23 protein-coding genes are annotated in these 18,489 nt (G+C 73.4%); 11 read left to right on the forward strand and 12 right to left on the reverse strand.

Translation table 11 applies throughout. The features are described from left to right. Positions 1-24 precede the first annotated feature (24 nt). Entirely contained in the window at positions 25-486 is a 462-nt protein-coding gene (locus ACIQMJ_RS21380; RefSeq protein ID WP_499762749.1) for a PPOX class F420-dependent oxidoreductase, read from the forward strand. 61 nt (positions 487-547) lie between these two features. Here ACIQMJ_RS21380 and ACIQMJ_RS21385 read toward each other — a convergent pair whose 3' ends face one another. The 3 genes from ACIQMJ_RS21385 to ACIQMJ_RS21395 all read right to left on the reverse strand — a co-directional run bounded on the left by ACIQMJ_RS21385 (position 548) and on the right by ACIQMJ_RS21395 (position 3,740). Beyond that, positions 548-1,216, reverse strand: a complete 669-nt coding sequence (locus ACIQMJ_RS21385; RefSeq protein ID WP_499762750.1) for a VOC family protein — start codon at positions 1,214-1,216, stop codon at positions 548-550. A 35-nt stretch (positions 1,217-1,251) separates the two neighbouring features. Further along, positions 1,252-3,315 carry a putative bifunctional diguanylate cyclase/phosphodiesterase gene (locus ACIQMJ_RS21390; protein ID WP_499762751.1) on the reverse strand — a complete coding sequence of 688 codons (2,064 nt, stop codon included), beginning with the start codon at positions 3,313-3,315 and terminating at the stop codon, positions 1,252-1,254. A gap of 68 nt (positions 3,316-3,383) precedes the next feature. Beyond that, positions 3,384-3,740, reverse strand: coding sequence for a hypothetical protein (locus tag ACIQMJ_RS21395; RefSeq protein WP_141974896.1), 357 nt, complete (start codon positions 3,738-3,740; stop codon positions 3,384-3,386). Positions 3,741-3,807: 67 nt separating this feature from the next. Here ACIQMJ_RS21395 and ACIQMJ_RS21400 point away from each other — a divergent pair, with 67 nt between their 5' ends. Beyond that, the gene (locus ACIQMJ_RS21400) at positions 3,808-4,581 is read left to right on the forward strand and encodes a glycerophosphodiester phosphodiesterase family protein (protein ID WP_499762752.1); all 774 of its coding nucleotides are present in this window, start codon (positions 3,808-3,810) and stop codon (positions 4,579-4,581) included. Positions 4,582-4,671: 90 nt separating this feature from the next. Next, positions 4,672-6,069, forward strand: coding sequence for an MFS transporter (locus ACIQMJ_RS21405; protein ID WP_499762753.1), 1,398 nt, complete (start codon positions 4,672-4,674; stop codon positions 6,067-6,069). Positions 6,070-6,111: 42 nt separating this feature from the next. On the opposite strand, the gene ACIQMJ_RS21410 is transcribed toward ACIQMJ_RS21405, so the two are convergent. Both ACIQMJ_RS21410 and ACIQMJ_RS21415 read right to left on the reverse strand, forming a co-directional pair. After that, positions 6,112-6,828, reverse strand: coding sequence for a hypothetical protein (locus ACIQMJ_RS21410; RefSeq protein WP_499762754.1), 717 nt, complete (start codon positions 6,826-6,828; stop codon positions 6,112-6,114). Next, entirely contained in the window at positions 6,825-7,139 is a 315-nt protein-coding gene (locus ACIQMJ_RS21415) for a PadR family transcriptional regulator (protein ID WP_387496931.1), read from the reverse strand. Before ACIQMJ_RS21415 ends, ACIQMJ_RS21410 begins: the two co-directional genes overlap by 4 nt. Before the next feature lie 91 nt (positions 7,140-7,230). Here ACIQMJ_RS21415 and ACIQMJ_RS21420 point away from each other — a divergent pair, with 91 nt between their 5' ends. The 6 genes from ACIQMJ_RS21420 to ACIQMJ_RS21445 all read left to right on the forward strand — a co-directional run bounded on the left by ACIQMJ_RS21420 (position 7,231) and on the right by ACIQMJ_RS21445 (position 10,901). Beyond that, entirely contained in the window at positions 7,231-7,680 is a 450-nt protein-coding gene (locus tag ACIQMJ_RS21420) for an RrF2 family transcriptional regulator (protein ID WP_499762755.1), read from the forward strand. A gap of 22 nt (positions 7,681-7,702) precedes the next feature. Further along, on the forward strand, positions 7,703-8,095 hold the full coding sequence (locus ACIQMJ_RS21425; protein WP_499762756.1) for a RidA family protein: 393 nt from the start codon (positions 7,703-7,705) through the stop codon (positions 8,093-8,095). 80 nt (positions 8,096-8,175) lie between these two features. Further along, positions 8,176-8,895: a thymidine kinase gene (locus ACIQMJ_RS21430; protein ID WP_499762757.1), complete on the forward strand. Its 720-nt coding sequence runs from the start codon at positions 8,176-8,178 to the stop codon at positions 8,893-8,895. A gap of 85 nt (positions 8,896-8,980) precedes the next feature. Then, entirely contained in the window at positions 8,981-9,586 is a 606-nt protein-coding gene (locus ACIQMJ_RS21435) for a helix-turn-helix domain-containing protein (RefSeq protein ID WP_499762758.1), read from the forward strand. A 26-nt stretch (positions 9,587-9,612) separates the two neighbouring features. Then, complete coding sequence (locus ACIQMJ_RS21440; RefSeq protein ID WP_499762759.1) at positions 9,613-10,086, forward strand: NUDIX hydrolase; 474 nt, start codon at positions 9,613-9,615, stop codon at positions 10,084-10,086. A gap of 470 nt (positions 10,087-10,556) precedes the next feature. Next, a complete protein-coding gene (locus ACIQMJ_RS21445) occupies positions 10,557-10,901 on the forward strand; it encodes an RNA polymerase-binding protein RbpA (protein ID WP_073887511.1) in 345 nt (114 codons plus the stop codon). Positions 10,902-10,981: 80 nt separating this feature from the next. Here the strand turns inward: ACIQMJ_RS21445 and ACIQMJ_RS21450 are convergent, their stop codons facing one another. Further along, complete coding sequence (locus ACIQMJ_RS21450; RefSeq protein WP_499762760.1) at positions 10,982-11,776, reverse strand: polyprenol monophosphomannose synthase; 795 nt, start codon at positions 11,774-11,776, stop codon at positions 10,982-10,984. Beyond that, positions 11,751-13,358, reverse strand: a complete 1,608-nt coding sequence (lnt, locus tag ACIQMJ_RS21455) for an apolipoprotein N-acyltransferase (RefSeq protein WP_499762761.1) — start codon at positions 13,356-13,358, stop codon at positions 11,751-11,753. Before lnt ends, ACIQMJ_RS21450 begins: the two co-directional genes overlap by 26 nt. 492 nt (positions 13,359-13,850) lie before the next feature. Between lnt and ACIQMJ_RS21460 the strand changes: the two genes are divergently transcribed. Then, on the forward strand, positions 13,851-14,036 hold the full coding sequence (locus ACIQMJ_RS21460) for a PspC domain-containing protein (RefSeq protein ID WP_499762762.1): 186 nt from the start codon (positions 13,851-13,853) through the stop codon (positions 14,034-14,036). Here the strand turns inward: ACIQMJ_RS21460 and ACIQMJ_RS21465 are convergent. Continuing rightward, positions 14,030-14,776 (reverse strand): TetR/AcrR family transcriptional regulator, encoded by a 747-nt coding sequence (locus ACIQMJ_RS21465; RefSeq protein WP_499762763.1) that lies wholly within the window; start codon positions 14,774-14,776, stop codon positions 14,030-14,032. The two genes, ACIQMJ_RS21460 and ACIQMJ_RS21465, sit on opposite strands and share 7 nt — an antisense overlap. A gap of 10 nt (positions 14,777-14,786) precedes the next feature. Then, positions 14,787-15,152, reverse strand: coding sequence for a GntR family transcriptional regulator (locus tag ACIQMJ_RS21470; RefSeq protein ID WP_499762764.1), 366 nt, complete (start codon positions 15,150-15,152; stop codon positions 14,787-14,789). Between the two features lie 98 nt (positions 15,153-15,250). On the opposite strand from ACIQMJ_RS21470, the gene ACIQMJ_RS21475 reads away from it, so the two are divergent. Further along, the gene (locus ACIQMJ_RS21475; protein ID WP_499762765.1) at positions 15,251-15,682 is read left to right on the forward strand and encodes a hypothetical protein; all 432 of its coding nucleotides are present in this window, start codon (positions 15,251-15,253) and stop codon (positions 15,680-15,682) included. A gap of 44 nt (positions 15,683-15,726) precedes the next feature. Here the strand turns inward: ACIQMJ_RS21475 and kal are convergent, their stop codons facing one another. From kal to kamD, 3 genes are read right to left on the reverse strand one after another with little or no spacing between them, the layout of a single operon-like run. Next, positions 15,727-16,113 carry a 3-aminobutyryl-CoA ammonia lyase gene (gene kal / locus ACIQMJ_RS21480; RefSeq protein ID WP_499762766.1) on the reverse strand — a complete coding sequence of 129 codons (387 nt, stop codon included), beginning with the start codon at positions 16,111-16,113 and terminating at the stop codon, positions 15,727-15,729. Beyond that, the gene (gene kamE, locus ACIQMJ_RS21485; protein ID WP_499762767.1) at positions 16,110-16,850 is read right to left on the reverse strand and encodes a lysine 5,6-aminomutase subunit beta; all 741 of its coding nucleotides are present in this window, start codon (positions 16,848-16,850) and stop codon (positions 16,110-16,112) included. Before kamE ends, kal begins: the two co-directional genes overlap by 4 nt. Next, positions 16,847-18,415 (reverse strand): lysine 5,6-aminomutase subunit alpha, encoded by a 1,569-nt coding sequence (kamD, locus tag ACIQMJ_RS21490; protein ID WP_499762768.1) that lies wholly within the window; start codon positions 18,413-18,415, stop codon positions 16,847-16,849. Before kamD ends, kamE begins: the two co-directional genes overlap by 4 nt. Between the last annotated feature and the right edge of the window lie 74 nt (positions 18,416-18,489).

Below are 18,489 nucleotides of genomic sequence, written 5' to 3' on the forward strand. Positions count from 1 at the left end.
GCCGTCTTCTCCTAGGCTGGTGGCATGCCGAGAATCGCCTCCGCCGACACCGTGTCCCGAGACGAGCTGGTCGCGTTCCTGCGTCCCCGCCACCGCGCGCTGCTGGTCACCGGGCGCGCCGACGGGCGTCCGCAGGTCTCGCCGGTGACGTGCGGGGTGGACGACGAGGGCCGGGTCGTGGTGTCGACCTACCCGCAGCGGGCCAAGGCCCGCAACGCGCGCCGCGACGACCGGGTGACGGTGTGCGTGCTGTCCGACGACTGGGACGGCCCCTACGTGCAGGTCGACGGCCGCGCCGAGGTGCTGGACCTGCCGGAGGCCCTGGAGCCGCTGGTGGAGTACTACCGGTGCGTCGCCGGGGAGCACCCGGACTGGGACGAGTACCGGGAGGCGATGCGCCGCCAGGGCAAGTCCCTGATCCGCGTCACGATCGACCGCTGGGGTCCGATCGCGACCGGTGGTTTCCCGCCCGACCTGGCCGGCTGACCCCGCCCCGCTCCCCCGCGCCCGACGAGGACGGTGTCCGTCGAGCGCGGGTCGGCGGCGGTCAGGCGTGGGCCTGGGCGGCGGCGCACCAGGCGCCGCCCCAGCCGACGGGGTTCTCCAGCAGCGCGAACACCGAGCCCGCGGGGTCGGCGACGGCGGCGACGGAGCCGGTGGGCACGTCGCGGGGCCCGATGAGCACGGTGCCGCCCATGTCGGTGGCCTCGGCGGTGGCGCGGGCCAGGTCGGGGACGGCGAAGTAGCAGGTCCAGCCGCCGGTGGCGGTGAGGCGCCCGGCGACGGGGCGGCGGTCGTCGGGCAGGGCGGCGTCGTAGAGGGTGAACTCGGCGCCGGGGTCGCGGACCTGCCAGCCCAGTTCGGCGGGCACGCGGTCGTCGGCGGCGGGGTCGGCCATGAGCTCCACCCAGCACGGTTCGCCGGGGCGGGGCTGCGGCGCCCACGGGCCGTGCAGGACGCGGCCGGTGTCGACGGCCGCCCCGGGGTCGAGGTCACGGGCTCGCGGACCCGCGAACACGACGCGCCAGCCGGACGCGCCGGGGCGCACGTGGGTGGCGAGGCGGTCGCCGACCCAGCCGGTGAACGAGCCGTCGGGCTCGGCGATGATCACCCAGCCCAGCAGGTGGGAGTAGAACTCGGCGACGGGTTCGGGGCTGGTGGTGCTCAGCTCGACGCGGCGGACACCGCGTGCGGGGCTGTCGGGGGTACCGGGCACGGCGGTGGCTTCCCATCGGGGGCGGGCGGCGGAGATCAGTTGGAGGAACGCGCCCCATCCTCCGCACCGGCCATGCGCGGCGACAATGCGCCGTTCGGCCGCTGCGGCTGGGCCGAAAGCACCTGCGCGAGCGGCAGGGGGCGGCCGAGGTGGAACCCCTGGCCGATACCCACGTCCAAGCGGACCAGCGCGTCGACCTGGGCGGGGCGTTCGACCCACTCGGCGACCGCGGACAGCCCCAGACCGCGGGCGATCTGCACGATCCCGGCGACCAGCACGGCGTCGGTGGAGCGTTCGTCGATGCCGCGCACGAACTCGCCGTCGATCTTGATGCCGGTGATGGGCAGGTGCTTGAGGTGGACGAACGAGCCGAACCCGGAGCCGAAGTCGTCCAGGATGATCCGGCAGCCGAACCCGCGCAGCTGCAACGCCAGGGCGCGGGCGGCGTCGAGGTTGGTCACCGCGGCGGTCTCGGTGATCTCCAGCCCGAGCCGGCCGGGCGCCACGCCCGCGGTGGCCAGCCGGTCCAGCACGAACCCGCCGAAGTCCTCGTCCTCCAGCGTCCGGCCGGAGATGTTGACGTTGAACCGCAGGTCGGGGTCGGGGTGGCCGACCAGCGCGTCGATCGCGGTGGACAGCACCCACCGGTCGATGTCGAGCACCAGGTCGGAGCGTTCGGCCTCGGGCAGGAACTCCGCCGGCCCCAGGTACGGGTCCTGCCCGTCCTCCAGGCGCAGCAGCAGCTCGTGGCCCAGCGTCTTGCCGGTGGCCAGCTCCACCATCGGCATGGCGTGCAGCGCGAGGCCGCCGTGGTCCAGCGCGGCCCGCAGCCGGTCCAGCACCGACACCCGCTTCGCGGTGTCGGCGTAGTGGCCGGGCTCGTAGACGGTGACCCGGTTGCGACCGGCGGCCTTGGACGCGTACAGCGCCAGGTCGGCGTTGGCCAGCACCAGCTCCCACGTGTCACCGGGGCCGTACTCGGCCACACCGGTGGACACGGTCAGGCTGCGGGCCGCGCCCACCAGCGGCAGCGACGCTACGGCATCACGCAGTCCCTCGGCCACGCGCGCGGCGTCGGCGGGGGACGCGCCGGGCAGCACCACGGCGAACTCGTCACCGCCGAGCCGGCCGATCAGCTGCGAGGACGACAGCCGGGACCGCAGCGCGGAGGCCAGCGTCTTCATCAGCCGGTCACCCACGGCGTGGCCGCGCAGGTCGTTGACGTCCTTGAAGTTGTCCAGGTCCAGCAGCAGCATCGCGCCCGGCCCGCCGCCCGCCAGCTGCCGCTCCAGCTCGCGGGTCACCGCGCGCCGGTTCGCCAGCCCCGTCAGCGGGTCCTGCTCGGCCAGCGCCAGCAGCTCGTCGTGCACGCGGCGGGCGCGGGTGATGTCGTGGGCGGTGCCCAGCACCCGCAGCGGCGAGCCGTCCTCGTCGGCCACGACCTCGCCGAAGCACTCGAACCACCGCTCGACGGTGCCCCCGGCCAGCAGCATGCGGTGGGTGTAGGAGAACCCGGCGCCCGACCGCATCGCCTCCTCCAGCGTGGCCTGGATCATCGCCAGGTCCTCGGGGTGCACCAGGGCGGCGTAGCCGTCGAAGTCCAGCTCGGTGTCGGGTGAGAACCCGAACATCTCCAGCAGCGTGTCCGACCACACCACGCGGTCCTCGGTGACGTGCCACTCCCACGTGCCCATGCGGCCCAGCACCTGCGCGCGGCGCAGCGCGTCGGCCTCGTGGGTGGCCTCCAGCTCCCGGTCCCGCCACGCGGTGACGTCCACCACCCGGTACAGCAGCTGCTCGCCCGGCTCGGCGTCCGCGCCGGTGTCGGCGGGGTCGAGGTGCTGGCAGGTGACCTCCAGCCAGCGGTGCCCCTTGCGGTAGGCGCTGGGCGTCAGCAGCGCCAGGCCCGAGCGGGGCCGTTCGGGCGCGCCGGGCAGCAGCGCGGGCAGCGACCGGCCCACCACGTGGTCCACCGGCACGCCCAGGATCTCCGCCAGCGCCGGGTTCACCCACGCCAGCCTGCCGTTCGCGTCCGTCACACCGAAACCGACGTCGGCCCGGTCGAGCACCTCGCGGTGCAACGCGCCGTTGCCGTTCACGCGCCCCTCCTCGCCCACCCGCGCGCCATGATGGTCGAGACCACACGCGGTGGGCAAGCCGACACGATTCAGCGCAACCGCTCCAGACCCCGGGCGGTGTCGACCAGTTCCCCCGCCAACCGCCGCAACTCCGCGCCGTCCGCGCCGTCGGCCGCCGCCGTGGCCACGTCCTCCGCGGCGCACCGCAGCTGGAACAACCGGTCCTGCAGGTCGGCCAGCTCCCCCGCGGACAGCACCACCGCGTCCTCGGGCAGCCCGCCGCGCTGCACGGCGGCCCGGCGTTCGTAGGCGCGCTGCCGGCAGGGCTGCGCGCAGTAGCGGCGGGGCCGCCCGATCCGGCCGCTGTCGGGCAGGCGGCGTCCGCACCAGGCGCAGTGCCTGGCTTCCTCACGGCGCGCCGCGACGGCCTCGGTCACCAACTCCATGGCGCGCGACGGTATCCCGCTACCCACCGGTCACCCCCGCGCCACGCCGCCAGGGCAGACTCCGGGTGTGACCGAGAACCACCCGTACCTGTCCGGACCGCACCCCCGCGCGTTCGCCCACCGGGGCTGGCACCTCGACGAGCTGGCCGGGATGGAGAACTCGCTGGCGGCGTTCCGCCGCGCCGCCCGGGAGGGGTACCGGTACCTGGAGACCGACGTGCACGCCACCTCCGACGGGGTGGTGGTCGTGCACCACGACGCGACGCTGGACCGCACCACGGACGCGACGGGGCCGGTGGCGGCGCAGCCGTGGTCGGCGGTGCGGCGGGCCAACGTCGGCGGCCGGGAGCCGATCGCGCGGCTGGAGGACCTGCTGGAGGAGCTGCCCGAGGCGCGGGTGAACATCGACGTCAAGGCCGACTCGGCGGTGGTGCCGGTGCTGGAGGTGCTGCGCCGCGCGGACGCGCTGCACCGGGTGTGCCTGGCGTCGTTCTCCGACAAGCGTCTGGCGCGGCTGCGCCGGCTGGGCGGGCCGGGGCTGCTGACGTCGATGGGGCCGCGGTCGGCGGGCGTGCTGTGGGCGGCGGGCCGCGTGCCGCTGGTGGGGCTGCCGGTGCGGGGCACGGTGGCGCAGGTGCCGGTGAACCAGGGCCGGCTGCTGGTGGTCGACGGCCGGTTCGTGCGCGCCGCGCACCGCCGCGGCCTGGAGGTGCACGTGTGGACCGTCGACGACGAGCTGGAGATGCGGCGGCTGCTGGACCTGGGCGTGGACGGGCTGGTCACCGACCGGCCCGACCGGCTGCGCGACGTGCTGCGGGACCGGCGGGCCTGGGCGGGCTGACCGGGGCGGGGTGGCGCGCGGGAGGCCGGTTGGCAACAGGTTGGTGGTGATCACCACCAACGGGTGGCGCGCGATATACAGTCCGCCCCCATGAGCGTGGCCGACAGCACCGCACCCGCCGTGGACCGCAAGCGGGAACAACGCGGCTGGATCTGGTACGACTGGGCGAACTCGGTGTTCCCGACCTCGGTCATCACCGTGTTCCTGTCCCGCTACCTGACGGCGGTGGCCTCGGAGGCCGCCCGGGCCGACACCGCCCGCAACGGCCCGAACGCCTGCTCCGACGGCGCGCTGGAGCGCTGCGACATCGCGCTGTTCGGCGTGTACTTCCCCGCCGGGTCGCTGTTCGGCTACCTCGTGGCGTTCGCGACGATCGTGCAAGTGGTGGTGCTGCCGGTGATGGGCGCCATCGCCGACCGCACGCAGAACAAGCGCCGGATGCTCGCCGTCCTGGCGTTCACCGGGTCCGTGGCCACCGCCGCCCTGGCCGCGGTGGGCGGCGACGACTGGCACCTGGGCGTGGTGCTGTTCGTGCTGGCCAACATCTGCTACGGCGCGTCGATCGTCGTCTACTACGCGTTCCTGCCGGAGATCGCCTCCCCCGACGAACGCGACGCAGTGTCCTCCCGCGGCTGGGCGTTCGGCTACCTGGGCGGGGGTCTCGCGCTGGTGGTGCAGCTGGGGCTGTTCCTGGGCCACGACGCGGTCGGGGTGAGCGAGGGCGCGGCGGTGCGGATCGGGTTCGTGATCTCGGGCCTGTGGTGGGCCGGGTTCACCCTGATCCCGCTGGCCCGGCTCAAGCGGCACCAGCCGCCGCACGGCACCGAGTCCGGCGCGTCGGTGATCACCGCCGGGTTCGCCGAGCTGCGCCAGACCGCGCGGCAGGCCCGCCTGTTCCCGCTCACCCTCGCGTTCCTGGGCACCTACCTGATCTTCGCCGACGGCATCGCGACGGTCGCCAACGTCTCCGCCCAGTACGGGCGCGAGGAACTGCGGCTGGACGAGACGGTGCTGATCACCACGATCCTGATCGTGCAGTTCGTGGCGTTCTTCGGCGGCATGCTGCACGGCTGGGTGGCCCGCTGGTGGGGCGCCAAGCGCACGATCATGGCCAGCCTGTGCGTGTGGATCGTGGTGGTCGCGGCGGCGTACTTCGTCCAGGCGGGCCAGCAGGTCCAGTTCTACGGTCTCGCGGTGGGCATCGGGCTGGTGCTGGGTGGCACGAACGCGTTGTCGCGGTCGCTGTTCAGCCAGATGATCCCGCCCGGCCGGGAGGCCCAGTACTTCTCCCTCTACGAGGTCGGCGAGCGGGCGTCGTCGCCGCTGGGGATGGCGATGTTCGCGGGCGTCGGGCAGGCGACCGGCTCGTTCCGCCTGGCGATCATCTCGCTGGTCGCGTTCTTCGTCATCGGTCTCGTGCTGATGATCTTCGTGCCGGTGCGCAAGGCGATCGCCGCCTCCGGCAACCCCATGCCCGCCAAGGTCTGACCCGGACCGGCCGCCCGGGTTCGCCCCGGGCGGCCGGTCCGCTCACGCCGCAGACACCGGCACCCGCGCCGACCAGGGCCGCACCAGCACCACCACGACCGCGGCGATCAGCCACGCCGCCAGCATCGTCCGCGTGGACAACGCCGGCGTGAACACCACCGACGCCATCCCCGCCACCAGCCCGACCGGCGCGACCAGCCACCAGCGCCGCGACACCGGCGGCGCCTCCCGGTGGAACCCCGCCACCGCCGCCGCGGCGGTCAGCAGCGCCGGGCCGTGCCACACCAGCGCCCACCACGACGGGAACCCGACCGCCACCGACCACACCGCCGGCACCAGCGCCATCAGGCCCAGCAGCCCCGCCACGACCCGCCCGGCCGCGCGCCGGCCCGCGACCAGCGCCGCGAACGCCACCACGGCCGCCACGTCGTACCACCAGCCCTGCACGTCGCCGAAGAACCCGACCCGCGCGAGCACCGTCCACGACTGCTCCACCGCCACCAGCTGGCCCAGCAGCCCGGTCAACGCCACCGCCCGCAGCACCGTGCCCGCCGCGCGCCGCGCGCCCAGCCGCACCCGCACCGACAGCGCCAGCGTCGCCCCCGTCTCGCCCCACCCCGGCCAGCCGTGCTCCAGGTCCAGGTCGTCGGTGCGGTCGGCCAGGAAGATGCCGACCATCTCCTCCTCGCGCTCGGCGCGGTACCAGGCGGGCAGCACCCGCAGCAGCGCCCGGTAGCGACGTTCCAGGTTCGACCTCACAGCGCACCCCTCGCCTTGAGCACCGACGACGCGGCGCGCACGTTCGCCGACAACCGGGCCACCTCCGCCGACAACGCCCGCACCCCGGCGTCGGTCAACCGGTAGTAGCGGCGCAGCCTGCCCTGGTGGACCTCCTCCCGGTCCCGCTCGGCCAGGCCCTCCGCGACCAGCCGGTCCAGCACCCCGTACAGCGTGCCGACCCGCAGCCGCATGCGGCCCTCCGACAGCCCGTCGACCGCGCGCACGATCGCGTAGCCGTGCAACGGCTCCTCCGCCAACGCGGTGAGCACCAGGAACACCTGCTCCGACATACCTCTCACACCGCAGGTTATACCGCTTCGCGATATATCTCGGCAATAAATCTGGATATTTGATGTCCAAGATCGGGTAGGGTCGGCGACCGTGAGGATGACCGAGGGCGTCGAGTGGGCCCTGCACTGCTGCCTCGACCTGGCCTGGGCGGGCGGCACACCCGTGCCCGCCGCCCGCCTGGCCGCGCTGCACGGCCTGCCCCCCGCCTACCTGACCAAGCAGCTGCAGGCGCTCGGCCGCGCCGGCATCGTCCGCTCCACCCCCGGCCCGCGCGGCGGCTACCTGCTCGACCGGCCCCCGCACACCGTCACCCTCATGGACGTCGTCACCGCCGTGGACGGCCCCGACCCCGCGTTCCGCTGCACCGAGATCCGCCCCGGCGGACCGCACACCACCCGCTGCGCCATCGACACGGCCATGACCCGCGCCGAGACCGCGTGGCGGCGCGAACTGGCCGGCCGCACCCTGGCCGACCTCGACGCCGACGTGCGCCGCGCCGACCCCGACGCCCCGGCCGCCACCCGCGCCCGGCTCACCTGACACACACCGGAAGGACCCGACCGTGCCGCACACCCTCACCAACCCCGACGGGCTGCCCGACCCCACCGGCTACGGCTACAGCCACGTCGCCGCCACCACCGGCGAGCTGGTGTTCGTCGCCGGCCAGTACGGCTGCGACGCCGACGGCCGGCTGGTGTCGGACGACTTCGCCGCCCAGGTCGCCCGCGCCTACGACAACCTCGGCGTCGCGCTGCGCGCCGCGGGCCTGGACTACCGCCACGTCGCCCGCCTGGGCACCTACGTCGTGGACCACGACCCCGCCCGGCTGGCCGTGCTGCGCGAGCACGTCGTGCGCATCTGGGGCGACCGGCCCCCGGCGCAGACGCTGATCGGCGTCGCCGCGCTCGCACTGCCCGGGATGCTGTTCGAGGTCGACGCCGTCGCCGCGCGCTGACACCACCACCCCGACGGGGTCGGGGGTGTGCGCAAGGCCGGCGGGCCGATCCCCGACCTCGCCCGTTAGGGTGGCCGCCCGTGGAGCCGATCATCCCCACCCCGGACCCGACCGACGCGCTGTCCTCCGTGCCCGCCGCCGGCGCGGGCCGCGGCCTCGCGCCCACCGGGCGGCTGAGGTTCTTCTTCGGGCCGATGGACTGCGGCAAGTCGACGCTGGCGCTGCAGATCGACCACAACCAAGCACGACAGGGCCGGCGCGGGCTGCTGCTGGTGCGCCACGACCGGTCCGGCACGCCGACGATCTCCAGCCGCATGGGTCTGGCCCGCACCGCACTGGAGGTGCACGAGGACATGGACCTGTGCGGGCTGGTGCGCGAGCACTGGTCACGTGGCAGCCGGGTGGACTACGTGATCGTCGACGAGGCGCAGTTCCTGTCCGCCGAGCAGGTCGACCAGCTGGCCGAGCTCGCCGACGACGCCCACCTGGAGGTCTACTGCTTCGGCCTGGCCACCGACTTCCGCAGCTGCCTGTTCCCGGGCTCGCAGCGGCTGTTCGAGCTGGCCGACGAGCTCAACGCGATCCAGGTCGAGGTGCTGTGCTGGTGCGGGCGGCCGGGCCGGTTCAACGCCCGCGTCCACGACGGCGACGTGGTGCGCGCCGGGGACACCGTGCTGGTCGCCGACACCGTCGCCGCCGATCTCGCGGAGTTCCGCTACCAGGTGCTGTGCCGCACCCACTACCGCACCGGCGACCTCGGGCCGCACGCGGTGGACGGCCACCAGCTCAGCCTGGCCTGACCCGACGGCCCCGCGCCGGGACTGGACGCACCCCGCCCCGCCGTCCCACACTGGGCAAACCCTGTTGCCGATATCGGGACACCACATGAGCGACGACGCCACCGCCGACCCCGTGACCGCCGACGACCTGACCGACGAGGTGCTGGACAAGGTCGGCGAGCGGCTGCGGCACATCCGCACCAGCCGGGGCGCGACCCTGGCCGACCTGGCGGCGGCGACCGGGATCTCCAAGAGCACGCTGTCGCGGCTGGAGTCCGGGCAGCGGCGGCCGAGCCTGGAGCTGCTGCTGCCGATCGCCCGCGCGCACCGCGTGCCGCTGGACGAGCTGGTGGGCGCGCCGCCGGTGGGCGATCCGCGGATCCGGCCGGTGCCGGTGCGGCGCAACGGGATGACGGTGCTACCGCTGACGCAGCAGCCGGGAGGGCTGCAGGCGTTCAAGATGATCATCCCGGACCGGGGCGAGCCGGACCCGCGCACGCACACCGGCTACGAGTGGCTCTACGTGCTGTCGGGGCGGTTGCGGCTGATCCTGGCCGACCACGACGTGGTGCTGGTGGCCGGGGAGGCGGCGGAGTTCGACACGCGCCTGCCGCACTGGTTCGGCCCGGTCGGCCCGGAGCCGGTGGAGATCCTGAGCCTGTTCGGCAAGCAGGGCGAGCAGATCCACATGCGCACCCGCCGCAAGGGCTGAGCGGCCGGTGCGGTCACACTGTGCGCGTGACGGGTGGGCGGCGCAGCGCCGGGATCCTGCTGCACCGGGTGGTCGACGGCGGGCGCGAGGTGCTGCTGGGGCACATGGGCGGGCCGTTCTGGGCGCGCAAGGACGACGGTGCGTGGTCGATCCCCAAGGGTGAGCCGGAGGGGGACGAGGAGCCGCAGGCCACGGCGCGGCGCGAGTTCGCCGAGGAGCTGGGCGTGCCGGTGCCCGAGGGCGAGCTGGTGCCGCTGGGCGAGGTGCGCCAGTCCGGGGGCAAGGTGGTGACCGCCTGGGCCCTGGAGGCCGACCTGGACCCCGAACGGGTGGTTCCGGGCACGTTCACCCTGGAGTGGCCCCGCGGGTCCGGCACGGTCCGCGAGTTCCCGGAGGTGGACCGGGTCGCGTGGTTTCCGCTGGCCGAAGCGCGGGTAAAAGTGGTGAAGGGCCAACGGGAGCTGCTGGATCGCCTCGAGGAAAAGCACTCTTTCGAGTGACACTGAAGTCATCGAACGGATAAAGCGTCCGATTGGACGTTTGGGTGCGGGCCGGACGGGTGATTCATCCTCATGTCCGCCACCGAACACACTCGTGCCGCCACCCAGCGTGGCGGCGACCCCGCCCGCCGTTGGAATGACTTTGCGTGACCGTAACCATGACGGACGTCACTACCGGCGAGTTAAACCCGCCGTAACGTCGCCGTGCGTGGTCGGTCTAAGCTGTCGCAGCCGCACGTCTTCTGCCAGGACTGCTCCATCAGTGTGATGGGGCCGCCCGGTAGCTTGATAACGCGTCACGAACCGGCCGCGATTGCATCCCTTAGGAGGAAGCCTTCGTTGACGGGTGAAAGACGTCACTGTGGGCGACGATGACCGTGAAGCCGGGAACGAACGGAGCAGTCCGATCGTTGCACTCGGTGAGCAACAAGCCTGGGCCCCGGCCCTGAGCCGAGCGAAAGGACACCGCCATGGCCGACCGCGTTCTACGGGGTAGCCGGCTCGGAGCAGTCAGCTACGAGACCGACCGCAATCACGACCTCGCCCCGCGCCGGTCGGTGCGGTACGCCTGCCCCAAGGGCCACGACTTCGAGGTCCCGTTCTCCGACGACGCCGAGATCCCCCACACCTGGGAGTGCCGCCTGCACGGCCAGGAGTCGAAGATCATCGACGGCGCCGAGCCGGAGCAGAAGAAGATCAAGCCGCCGCGCACGCACTGGGACATGCTCCTGGAGCGGCGCACGATCCCGGAGCTCGAAGAGCTGTTGGACGAGCGGCTGGAGGAGCTCAAGGGGCGGCGTACCCGCACCGCCTGAGCCCGTGACGTGCGAAGGGGCCCACCGGAATCCGTCCGGTGGGCCCCTTCGGCGTGCGCCGGGTGGGGCGCGCGCGGGGTCTAGCGGTTGCTGGGGGTCTTGGTCTTCTTGGGGGCGAGCAGGTCCCGCAGCTGGGTGCCGCGGCGGCGCAGGCCCCACTTGGTGACGCGGATGAGCGCTTCGCGGACGATGTCGCCGCTCATCTTGGACACGCCGATCTCACGCTCGGTGAACGTGATGGGGACCTCGACGACGCGGTAGCCCAGTTCGATCGTGCGCCAGGCCAGGTCGATCTGGAAGCAGTAGCCCGCGGAGGCGACGTTGTGCAGCTTGAGGTTGCGCAGCACGTCGGTGCGGTAGGCGCGGAAGCCCGCGGTGATGTCCTTGACCGACGCGCCGAGCGCGAGCCGCGAGTACAGGTTGGCGCCGCGGGAGAGGACCTCGCGCTTCTTGGGCCAGTTGACCACGGTGCCGCCGGGCACGTAGCGGGAGCCGATCACGAGGTCCGCGTCGTGCAGGGCGTCGAGCATGCGGGGCAGGTCCTCGGGGGCGTGGGAGCCGTCGGCGTCCATCTCCACGAGCACCTGGTAGCCGCGGTCCATGCCCCAGCCGAAGCCGGCGATGTAGGCGGCCCCGAGTCCGGCCTTCTCCGTGCGGTGCAGCACGTGCACGCGGTCGTCGGCGGCGGCCATCTCGTCGGCCAGCTGCCCTGTGCCGTCGGGGCTGCCGTCGTCCACCACGAGGGCGTGCACGGTGGGCAGCGCGGTGTGCAGCCGCTTCACGATCTTCCCGATGTTGTCCCGCTCGTTGTAGGTCGGGATCACCACCAGCACCGGCCCGAGCTCGCGGTCAGGCTGCGCCTGCTGGTCCGCCATCCGTTTCCTCCTCGCCGGTCCCCGCACCAGGGGCCGGACGCGTCCGTCGTCGTGTCACTGTCAAGGCGATCGCCACGGCCATCAGGCCCAGAGCGGTCATCACCCACTCGGGCCATGCGCCGAGCCGGGTGGCCAGCGTAGCCTCCCCGCGCAGCGGGACCGTGGCCACCAGCGCGTCGGCGGTGAACAGGCCGGTCCGCTGGGTGACCGAGCCGTCGGGAGCGACGATGGCGCTGACGCCGCTCGTGGCGGCGACGATCACCGATTTGCCGTGCTCCACGGCCCGGACGCGGGACATGGCCAGCTGCTGGTAGGTCATCTCGGTGTAGCCGAAGGTGGCGTTGTTGGTCGGGATGGCGATGAGGTTCGCGCCCTCGGTGACGGAGTCGCGGACCACGCCGTCGAACGCGACCTCGTAGCAGGTGTCGAGCGCCACCTTCGCCGGGCCCATGGCGAAGCCCTCGGGGTCGGTGCCGGGCTGGAAGGTGCCCGCGCGGTCGACGGTCGAGGTGAAGATCCGGAAGAACTCGCGGTAGGGCATGGTCTCGCCGAAGGGCTGCAACTGCCGCTTGGTGTAGGTGTCGGTGGGGCCGACGCCGGGTTCGTAGAGCACGACGGTGTTGCGGGGCAGCTTGTCGACGGGGTCGATGACGACGGCGCCGACGGCGATGGGCGCGGCGATGGCCTCGGTGGCGCGCTGGATCTGGTTGGCGGCGTCGACGTTGCGGAAGGGGTCGATGTCGGAGGAGTTCTCCGGCCAGATGACCAGGTCGGGTTGGGCGGCGCGGCCGGCTTCGACGTCGTCGGCGAGCTCGAGGGTGCGGGCGACGTGGTTGTCGAGCACGGCGCGGCGTTGGGCGTTGAAGTCCAGGCCGGCGCGGGGCACGTTGCCCTGGACGGCGGCGACGGTGGCGGTGCCCTGGTCGGGGTCGGTGTGCACGAGCGCGGTGGCGGCCAGGGCCGCGGCGACGGGCAGCACGAGGGCGGGCACGGCGAGTTTCCAGTTGCGCGCGAGGTGGGCGGCGGCCAGGCCGGTGAGGGCGACGGCGAACCCGACCAGGGGCGCGCCGCCGATCGAGGCCAGGGGCAGGTACCAGCCCTCGGGCTGGCCGAAGGCGATCTTGCCCCAGGGGAAGCCGCCGAAGGGCACGACGGCGCGCAGGGCCTCGTCGGCGACCCACACCAGCGCCATCCAGAGGGGCGCGCCGGGCAACCGGGACACCACGGCCATGGCTGCGGTGCCCAGGGCGATGAGCAGGGCGCACAGCAGGGCCAGCGGCAGCCAGGCGATGAGGCCGACGAACTCGCCGGTCCACCGCAGCAGCGGGGCCATGAACGCCAGCCCCCACACCAGGCCGAGGCCGAACCCGGCGCGGGCGCGGCGACCGTGCAGCAGGACGCCGAGCACGGCGAACCCGACGGGCGCGAGCCACCAAGTGGTGCGCGGGGGGAAGCTGAGGAACACCGCGGCGCCGCCGGCGGCGGCCAGCAGGGTGCGCAGCAGCGTGCCGCGCACGTCCCGACGTCGGGCGGGGGGCGTGTCGGCGACGGGTTGATCCGGCGTCACGGGGGCTGCGACCACCGGTTCAGCCTACGAGCCCCCGCTCCCGAACCCGCAGCCAGGCCGTTGCGCGTGCGGTCACCGGAGGTGGTGGCGGTCCGGCGCGGGCAGCGGTGCGGGCCGCGGTCCGGAGGGGGTGTGGTCCTCCCCCGCTGCCTGCCGGTGGCACCCCGGCCCGCTCCCGGCCGCGACGGTCTGCCGGGGGCTGCTCCCGGCCGTGGCGCCGGGCACCGGCCGGGTCGGGGCGGCCATCACACCGCCGGTGGACCCGGGGCGGTCGCGGGGACCGCGGCTGGTGCCGGGGCGCTCCCCCACGGGCATGGTCGTGTCCGCCGGTTGGCGAGCGCGTCGGGTCCTGCCCGCCGGTTGTCAGGCCGGCTCCGGGGTGGTGGCTGGTGGGGTGGACGTGTGGGGTGCGGTGGGGTTGCCCTGGGGTTGGGTGAGGGTCGGTGGGGGTAGCAATTCAGGGTTGCCACCGATGTCGGTGGTGGCCGGTGGAGGGAGGGTGGAGGCATGACGACGTTGACCAGACCTCAGGACCGGAAAGTGATCGCGGGGGTGTGTGCGGGGCTGGCGGCCCGGTACGGGTGGCGGGCGAGCACCGTGCGGTGGGTGTTCGTGTTGTCCTGCTTGTTGCCGGGGCCGCAGTTCCTGATCTACCTGGCGTTGTGGGTGGTGATGCCGAAGCGGCCTTACTGACGGGAGGCGACGAGGGCGTCGATGCCGTCGAGGATGCGGGCCAGGCCGAAGGTGAAGGCGTGTTCGGCGTCGTGGGCGGCGCCGTGGGTCTGGCCGGCGGCGGCGCCCACGCGGGTGGCGGTGGGGAAGCGGGCGGGGTCCAGGACGCGGGCGAGCAGGGGGCCGGCGGCCTGCCACCACTGCTCGTCGGTGAGGCCGGTGCCGCGGCGGGTGAGGTCGGCGTCGACGGCGATGCGGGCGGCGGCGCGGACGTGGCCCAGGACGAGGGTGAGGACGGAGTCCATCTCCAGGTCGGTGAGGCCGATGCCGTCGACGGCGCGCAGTTCGTAGTCGTACTTGGCCACGACGTGGGGGCCGAGGACGGCGCGGTGGGTGGGGACGTGCAGCAGCCAGGGGTGGCGCAGGTGCAGGTCGAGGTTGTCGCGGGCGATGCGTTCCAGCCGGCCGCGCCAGCCGCCGGGCACGTGGTCGGGGCGGGGCGTCTCGGCGTGCACGGCGTCGACCATGGCGTCGAGGAGTTCGGCCTTGCCGGGCACGTGGGTGTAGAGGGACATGGTGCCGACGCCGAGGGTGTCGGCGACGCGGCGCATGGACAGCGCGGTGAGACCTTCGGTGTCGGCGAGGGTGACGGCGGCGGCGACGATGCGGTCCACGCCGAGGTCCTTGCGGGCGGTGCGGTCGCCGGTGCGCCACAGCACGGCGAGGGTGCGGGCGGGGTCGGCGGGGTGTTCGGCGGCCATCGACGTCACTCTAGGGGTGGGGTGTGTCGGTGAGGGCAGCGCGGACGATGTCGAGGGCTTCGTCGCTGGTGAGGCCCTGTTCACGGGAGGTGGCGGCGTAGGTGTGGGCGGCGCGCAGGACGCGTTCGCGGCCGCGTTGCCCGGCGGCGCTGACGACGGTGCCGGCGCGGCCGCGGGTCTCGATGAGGCCGGCTTCCTCGAGTTCGCGGTAGGCGCGGGCGACGGTGTTGACGGCGAGGCCGAGGTCGGCGGCCAGGGCCCGCACGGTGGGCAGGCGGGCGCCGACGGCGAGGTCGCGGTCGGTGATGGCGCGGGCGAACTGGGACCGGACCTGTTCGTAGGGCGGCACGGACGAGGCGGGGTCGATGCTGATCACGGGGTCGATAGTGGCAGAGCGCGACGGGCGGGGTGTGGCGTGGCGCGGTGGTGACGTCGGGTCGCAGGCCGGCCACGGGGCGTGGCAGGGTGGTGGGCGTGGTGCGTCGTCCGCTGTTGTCGACCGTGGTGCTGGCGTTGGTCACGGGTGTGGCCGCGTCGGTGGTGCTGTTCGCGCCCGGGCGGCACGTGGCGGGGTCGCCGACGCCGGACTGCACGGCGGTGCAGGTGTTGTTCGACACCGACGAGCGGATGTGGCGGGCGGCGGAGGAGTTGCGGGGTGATCGTCGGGTGCGGGAGGTGCGCGACGAGCGGACGCAGGCGCAGAACCACGAGCGGTTGACCGCGGCGTTGCGGGAGGCGGGTCGCGACGACCTGGCCGACGCGGCGCGGGTGGATCGGACGCCGGCGTCGTTGCAGGTGGTGGAGGCGTTGGGGGTGGACGTGGAGGAGTTCGCGGACGAGTTGCGCCAGCAGTACCGGGTGAACGTGGTGGACGTGTGCGAGGAGCCGCCGCGGGACGTGGGCTGAGCGGCGGCCCCACGGGTCGGGTCGGGGGGTCGGCCGGTCGGGGGTCAGCGGGGTGGGGCGACGACGGTGCCGCGGGCGCGGGTGACGACGACGGGCGGGTCGAGGACGTCGGCGGCGGAGGGGCCGCGGTCGGGTGCGGAGCGGCAGACGACGCGGGCTTCGAAGTCGATCTCGCGGGAGCGGGTGCCGACGCGGACGAGGGTGGCGGTGGCTTCGATGACGTCGCCGGCCTGGACGGGGGCGAGGAACTCGACGGCGGAGTAGGCGGCGAAGAGACCTTCGTCGCCGTCGGTGCGGATGAGCAGTTCGGTGGCGACGTCGCCGAACAGGCCGAGTCCGTAGGCGCCGTCGACGAGGTTGCCGCCGTAGTGGGCGTGGGAGTGGGGCACGTAGCGGCGGTGGGTGACGGTGAATCCTTCGGTGAGGCTCACGCGTTCTCCTTCTTCTTCCGGACGGCGTGGACGAGGTAGCTGGCGACTTCGCCGGGGGTGGTGCCGCGGCCGAAGACGCGGTCGACGCCGAGGTCGGCGGCCATGAGCGGGTCGAAGCGGGGTCCGCCGGCGATGAGCAGGGGCCGCCGCTCCCCCAGGGCTTCGCGGAACGCGGCGGACATCTCGCGGGTGTTGAGCAGGTGGGCGTCGCGTTGGGTGACGACCTGGGAGACCAGGACGGCGTCGGCTTTCTCGGCGCGGGCGCGGCGGACGAGTTCGGGGACGGAGACCTGGGCGCCGAGGTTGACGACCTTGAGCTCGCGGTAGTACTCCAGGCCCTTCTCCCCCGCGAATCCCTTGATGTTGAGGATGGCGTCGATGCCGACGGTGTGGGCGTCGGTGCCGATGCAGGCGCCGACGACGACGAGTTTGCGGCGCAGCAGCCGGCGCAGCGCGGTGTTGATCTCGGCGGGTGGCAGGAGGGGGTAGTCGCGTTCGACGACGCGCACGTCGTCGAGGTCGACGATGTGGCGGACGGAGCCGTAGACGACGAAGAAGGTGAACTCGTCGCCGATGGGGTGGGAGTGCACGACCATGGCGGGGTCGATGCCCATCTTGTTGGCCAGTTGTTGGGCGGCGCCGTCGGCTTGGGGTCCGGCGGGGACGGGCAGGGTGAACGAGGTCTGCACCATGCCGTCGCCGGTGGTGTCGCCGTAGGGGCGGACGTGGCGCTTCACGGGTGTGCCTCCAGCAGTTCGGCGGCGGGGTTGAGGTAGTCGTCGGCTTTCTCCACGACGCCGTCGGCGCCCTTGCCGCCGGTGGCGGGGCGTTTCATCAGGCCGAAGGTGCCGTCGGCGATGGCGTTGAGCAGGCCGTCGTCGACGATGCGGGTGAGCAGGTCGACGGCTTCGCCGAGGACCTGGTGGGCGCGTTTGACGATGAGGCCGTCGGGGGCGGGCCGGAAGTCCTCGCGCAGGCCGCCGGCGGCGTCGAGGACGTAGCGGACGTTGCGCAGGGCGAGGTCGCGGTCGGACAGGAACGGGGTGACGACGGCTTCGGTCATCATGCCGACGAGCAGGATGGATTGGCCGGTGAGCAGGCCGGCGAGGTTGAAGAACCCGTCGAGAAGGTAGCCGTGGAACACGTCGCCGGTCATGTGCTTGGTGGGGGGCATCCACTTCAGCGGGGCGTCGGGGAACAGTTCGCGGGCCAGCAGGGCGTGGGCGAGTTCGAGGCGGAAGGACTCGGGGACCTCGGGGTTGATCTCGAAGGCGTGGCCGAGGCCGAGGAGGTGGTCGGGCAGGCCGGCTTCGTGCGCGAAGTGCTCGTTGAGCAGCTGGGAGACGGTGACGGTGTGGGCGGCGTCGACGGCGTCGGCGGTGGTGAGGTAGTTGTCCTCGCCGGTGTTGATGACGATGCCGGCGCGGGCGTGGACCTGGCGGGAGAAGCGCTGGTCGACGAAGGTGCGGATGGGGTTGATGTCGCGGAACAGGATGCCGTACATGGAGTCGTTGAGCATCATGTCGAGGCGTTGCAGGCCGGCCAGGACGGCGATCTCGGGCATGCACAGGCCGGAGGCGTAGTTGGTGAGGCGGACGTAGCGGCCGACTTCCTTGGACACCTGGTCCAGGGCGGCGCGCATGATGCGGAAGTTCTCCTGGGTGGCGTAGGTGCCGGCGAAGCCGTGGTGGGTGGCGCCTTCGGGGACGTAGTCGAGCAGGGACTGGCCGGTGGAGCGGATGACGGCGATGATGTCGGCTCCGGCGCGGGCGGCGTTGGCGGCTTGGACGACGTCCTCGTCGATGTCGCCGGTGGCGACGATGAGGTAGATCCAGGGTCGTCGGGGCGGGTCGCCGAGGGTGGCGACGAGTTTGTCGCGTCGGTCGCGGTTGCGGTCGACGGTGCGCAGGCCCTTGGTGATGGCGGTGGTGGCGGCTTTGCGGGCGCGGTCGCGGTCGCGGCCGGTGGGCAGGGTGTAGCGGACCTGGCCGGCGGCGGTGGCTTCGGCGAGGTGGGTGAGGCTGGGCAGGTCGTGCCGGCGCAGGGCGTGGAAGACGGGCAGGGCGACGCCGTGTTCGAGGCCGCAGTGCTCGCGGACGGTGTCGACGACCCGGTTGACCCAGGGCACGTCGCCGGCGCGGTGGGTGGTGTCGGCGCCGGTGATGCCGGCCAGCCGGAGCGTGGCGCGCTCGACCGCCACCGTGGTGTGGGCCTTGGCGAGGGCCACCACCGGTTCGGCGGCCTTGGCGGCGAGTGCGCGCGCCGCGGCGACCACCGTGGGGTCGAGGTCGAGCAACGCCATCGGGTTCACTCCTGTTCCGTCGGGAAGCGGATCTCGGTGGTACCGGGCTCGCGGAGGTGGATGTCCACCGGGCC

Source organism: Actinosynnema sp. NPDC091369 (genome assembly GCF_044757065.1).
Classification (GTDB): Bacteria; Actinomycetota; Actinomycetes; order Mycobacteriales; family Pseudonocardiaceae; genus Actinosynnema.

Excerpts from the sequence above, each read along its gene's own strand:
- ACIQMJ_RS21450 (WP_499762760.1), bottom strand. The coding sequence starts at position 11,776 with ATGGCGGACCAGCAGGCGCAGCCTGACCGCGAGCTCGGGCCGGTGCTG.
- ACIQMJ_RS21460 (WP_499762762.1), top strand. The coding sequence starts at position 13,851 with ATGACGACGTTGACCAGACCTCAGGACCGGAAAGTGATCGCGGGGGTG.
- ACIQMJ_RS21395 (WP_141974896.1), bottom strand. The coding sequence starts at position 3,740 with ATGGAGTTGGTGACCGAGGCCGTCGCGGCGCGCCGTGAGGAAGCCAGG.
- ACIQMJ_RS21405 (WP_499762753.1), top strand. The coding sequence starts at position 4,672 with ATGAGCGTGGCCGACAGCACCGCACCCGCCGTGGACCGCAAGCGGGAA.
- ACIQMJ_RS21380 (WP_499762749.1), top strand. The coding sequence starts at position 25 with ATGCCGAGAATCGCCTCCGCCGACACCGTGTCCCGAGACGAGCTGGTC.
- ACIQMJ_RS21445 (WP_073887511.1), top strand. The coding sequence starts at position 10,557 with ATGGCCGACCGCGTTCTACGGGGTAGCCGGCTCGGAGCAGTCAGCTAC.
- ACIQMJ_RS21415 (WP_387496931.1), bottom strand. The coding sequence starts at position 7,139 with ATGTCGGAGCAGGTGTTCCTGGTGCTCACCGCGTTGGCGGAGGAGCCG.
- ACIQMJ_RS21435 (WP_499762758.1), top strand. The coding sequence starts at position 8,981 with ATGAGCGACGACGCCACCGCCGACCCCGTGACCGCCGACGACCTGACC.
- ACIQMJ_RS21465 (WP_499762763.1), bottom strand. The coding sequence starts at position 14,776 with ATGGCCGCCGAACACCCCGCCGACCCCGCCCGCACCCTCGCCGTGCTG.
- kamD (WP_499762768.1), bottom strand. The coding sequence starts at position 18,415 with ATGGCGTTGCTCGACCTCGACCCCACGGTGGTCGCCGCGGCGCGCGCA.